The 3,733-nt window shown below is 59.4% G+C and carries 4 protein-coding genes; 2 read left to right on the forward strand and 2 right to left on the reverse strand.

Annotated elements, in window-relative coordinates; translation table 11 throughout:
• Both B2V21_RS03540 and B2V21_RS03545 read left to right on the forward strand, forming a co-directional pair.
• On the forward strand, nucleotides 1-1,959 hold a 1,959-nt coding region (locus B2V21_RS03540), incomplete at its 5' end, for a DUF748 domain-containing protein (RefSeq protein ID WP_286916044.1).
• Complete coding sequence (locus tag B2V21_RS03545) at nucleotides 1,956-2,261, forward strand: DUF2845 domain-containing protein (protein ID WP_286916045.1); 306 nt, start codon at nucleotides 1,956-1,958, stop codon at nucleotides 2,259-2,261. The genes B2V21_RS03540 and B2V21_RS03545, both read left to right, overlap by 4 nt.
• Nucleotides 2,262-2,360: 99 nt before the next feature.
• Here B2V21_RS03545 and B2V21_RS03550 read toward each other — a convergent pair whose 3' ends face one another.
• Both B2V21_RS03550 and B2V21_RS03555 read right to left on the reverse strand, forming a co-directional pair.
• Nucleotides 2,361-2,711: a BON domain-containing protein gene (locus tag B2V21_RS03550; protein WP_043190755.1), complete on the reverse strand. Its 351-nt coding sequence runs from the start codon at nucleotides 2,709-2,711 to the stop codon at nucleotides 2,361-2,363.
• 320 nt (nucleotides 2,712-3,031) lie between these two features.
• Nucleotides 3,032-3,733 (reverse strand): S1 RNA-binding domain-containing protein (locus B2V21_RS03555; protein WP_286916046.1); only part of this gene is annotated, 702 nt, incomplete at its 5' end.

Here is a 3,733-nt window from a genome sequence, read left to right on the forward strand (position 1 = left end):
CTGGAAACCTGGGCCGCCCGCGAGGCGGATGGGCAGCTCGACTGGCAGAAGCTGTTCGCCAGCTCGGCACCGCAGCAGCCAGCACCCAAAGAACCGACGAATTCGCCGGCCAAGCCCTGGCAGGTGCTGCTCAAGGATGTCCAGCTGCGTGACTACCAGGTGCATCTGGCCGACCGTGTGCCTACCGATGAGGTCGCCGTAAACGTGGGTCCACTCAACCTGGACCTGCATGACTTCGACAGCCTCAACGGCGCGCCCTTCACCCTCAAGCTCGATACCGGCCTGGGCAAGCAAGGTCGTGTACAGGCCAGCGGCGAGGTCAGTCTGGCGCCGGTTGCTGCCCGCATGAAGGTCAGCACTCAGGACATCGACCTGCGTATCGCGCAGGCCTACATCAGTCCGCTGATTCGTCTGGAACTGCGCAGCGGCATGCTCGACAGCGATCTCGATGTGCAACTGACCGGCACCGAACCCCTAGCCATGACCGTATCCGGTCGCGCCGAAGTCGATCAATTGCACACGCTCGATACGCTCAAGGAGCGCGACTTCGTCAAATGGCAGCACCTGACCCTGACCGGTCTGGAGTATCGCCACGGCGATCGCCTGGACATCGAGCGGGTCCAGCTGCAGCAGCCGTATGCGCGCTTCATGATCAACGAGGACCGCACCACCAATATCGACGACCTGCTGATTCCGCAACCGGCGCAGCCCGCCGAGCCGGTCCGGGCTGGCAAACCGGCCGATGCGGAAACGCCACTGGGCATCCGCATCGGCGCCGTGGACATCGACAACGGCTCAGCCAACTTCGCCGACTTCAGCCTGACGCCGAACTTCGCCACCGCCGTCCAGCAACTCAACGGGCGCATCGGCACTATCGACAACCGCCAGGCCAAGCCAGCGCGCATCGACATCCAGGGCAAGGTCGATCGCTATGCGCCGGTGACCATTTCCGGTGCGCTGAACCCTTTCGATCCAATGGCCAGCCTGGACATCACCACCAGCTTCAAGCGCGTGGAACTGACCACGCTGACGCCCTACTCCGGCAAGTTCGCCGGTTATCGCATTCGCAAGGGCCGTCTGAATCTTGACCTGCACTACCTGATCACCAAAGGCCAGCTCAAGGCAGAAAACAAGCTGCTGGTGGAACAACTGCAGTTGGGTGACAAGGTCGACAGCCCCGACGCAGTGGATCTGCCGTTGCGGCTGGCGATTGCGCTGCTCAAGGATTCCGAGGGCAAGATTGCCATCGAGCTGCCGGTGAGTGGCGACCTCAACAGCCCCCAGTTCAGCGTCATGCCGATCGTCTGGCAGACCCTGCGCAATCTCATGGTCCGCGCCGCTCAGGCACCGTTCAAGTTCATTGGCGGGCTGGTCAGTGGTGGTGGGTCGCAGGATCTGAGCACCGTGTCGTTCCGCCCAGGCTCCGACGAGCTCAGTACCGAGGCGCAAGCGGCGCTGATGAAGCTGGCGACCGCCTTGAAGGAACGTCCGACCTTGCGTCTGGAAATCGAGGGCACCAGCGCCCAGGCCAGCGACGGCCCGCTGATTGCTCAACAGCGGCTGGAGCGCGAATACCAGAGCACCTACTATAAGATGGCCCAGCGCCGCGGCGACAAGGTCCCGGCCACGGCTGCCGAGATGCAGGTGCCCGAAGACGACAAACCGCCGATGCTCGAAGCCATCTACCGCACGCGACTCAAAGGCCAGCCGCCGGCGGAATGGCAACAGCTAGACAGCAAAGCACGCGCCGACAAGTTGCGTGAAGCAGTGCTCAAGTCGTGGGCGTCGAACAACGCGTTGCTGCGCCAGCTGGGTCAGGCGCGCGCGGGCAGCATCAAGGACTTCCTGGTCGACAAGGGCCAACTGGCTGACGAGCGCGTGTACTTCATCGATGCGGCCCTGGGTCAGGCTGAAAAAGACGGACGCATCATCACCCCACTGCATCTGGATGCCGAATGAACAAGTTGATTTGGATGAGCTGCGCGCCCTTGTTACTGGCGCTGTGCGACACGGCGGGCGCCGCCTCGACGATGCGCTGCGGCAGTACTCTAGTGTCGCTGAATGATCGTACGGTTCAGGTCGAGCAGAAGTGTGGTGCTCCCGCGAGCAAGGCACAGTCTGGCTATGAGCGTTCGGGCCCGATCAATCGGCGCGTTGAACTGCCCATCGAAGAATGGGTGTATGGACCGTCCAACGGCATGAGTCAGTACTTGAAGTTCGTCGGTAGCCGTCTGGTGGAGATCGAGAGCAGCCGTAACTGATCGAGTACGAACTCACCGCTGTTCTGCGCCCATAAAAAAGCCCCGACGTTTTACGTCAGGGCTTTGAGTGGCCACATCCCTGTGGCCTTCGCATGAAACTTACTCAGCTTTCAGGCCATCGGCGGAGACAGCTTTCACGCCTTTGATTGCCTTGGTGATACGCACGGCAGTAGCCTTCTGAGCTTCAGTCACAGCAACGGTCGACGACAGGGAAACCACGCCTTTGTTGGTTTCTACCTTGATGTCGGTGCCTGGAATGCCTTTCTCGGTGACCAGATCGGATTTGACCTTGGTGGTGATCCAAGTGTCGGAAGTTGCTTCTTTGGCGTGAGTAACTTCACCAGCAGCAACCACCATAGGAGCCTGGGTGGACTGTTGAGCGAAAGCAGCGTTGGCCATGGTCAGGGTCAGCGCGGTAGCAGTAGCGGCAGCAATAGCGAACTTCTTCATACGATTCACTCCTGTTTTTTGAAAAGGTCTGCGACCATTTAATGTCTTGGTGGCAGGTGACAGGGATATTGCAGGCGTCATGCCAACCTGCCTAATGCTGTAAAAGCCTTAACAATCAATGACTTATAATTATGCGAAAACCGTACTATCGTGCAGTTTGCACGCTCGTACAGTTTTTTGCGTGCAAGTTGCAAGTCCGCAAAAGTTCCCTGCTCACTTCAATCTTTCACCTGCGCAGCCTTCAGCGTTTCAACCGCTACTTAGTGAACTCTAGGCGAAAAAAAAGAGCCCTGAAGGGCTCTTTCTTCACACCTGCGGGTTTAGACGCCCGAGGCCTTTGCAGCAGCAACGTCCTTGATGGACAGCTTGATACGGCCGCGGTTGTCCACGTCCAGTACCAGTACTTCGACTTCCTGACCTTCCTTGAGGATGTCGGTCACTTTCTCTACGCGTGCATCGCTGAGCATGGAGATGTGAACCAGACCGTCCTTGCCCGGCAGGATGTTGACGAATGCACCGAAGTCGACGATGCGCTCGACCTTGCCGACGTAGATCTTGCCGATCTCGGCTTCTGCGGTGATGCCCAGAACGCGCTGACGCGCAGCTTCAGCGGCTTCCTTGGACTCGCCGAAGATCTTGATCGAGCCGTCGTCTTCGATGTCGATCGAAGCCTTGGTTTCCTCGCAGATGGCACGGATGGTTGCGCCACCCTTGCCGATCACGTCGCGGATCTTGTCGGTGTCGATCTTCATGGCGATCATGGTCGGAGCGTTTTCCGACAGCTCGGTACGCGAGGTACCGATGATCTGGTTCATCTGACCGAGGATGTTCAGGCGCGCTTCCAGGGCCTGGCCCAGGGCGATTTCCATGATCTCTTCGGTGATGCCGTTGATCTTGATGTCCATCTGCAGCGCGGTGACGCCCTTGGCGGTACCGGCGACCTTGAAGTCCATGTCGCCCAGGTGGTCTTCGTCACCCAGGATGTCGGTCAGGATGGCGAACTTCTCGCCTTCCTTGACCAG

Source organism: Pseudomonas sp. UBA6276 (assembly GCF_002438365.1).
GTDB classification, from domain to species: Bacteria; Pseudomonadota; Gammaproteobacteria; order Pseudomonadales; family Pseudomonadaceae; genus Aquipseudomonas; species Aquipseudomonas coleopterorum.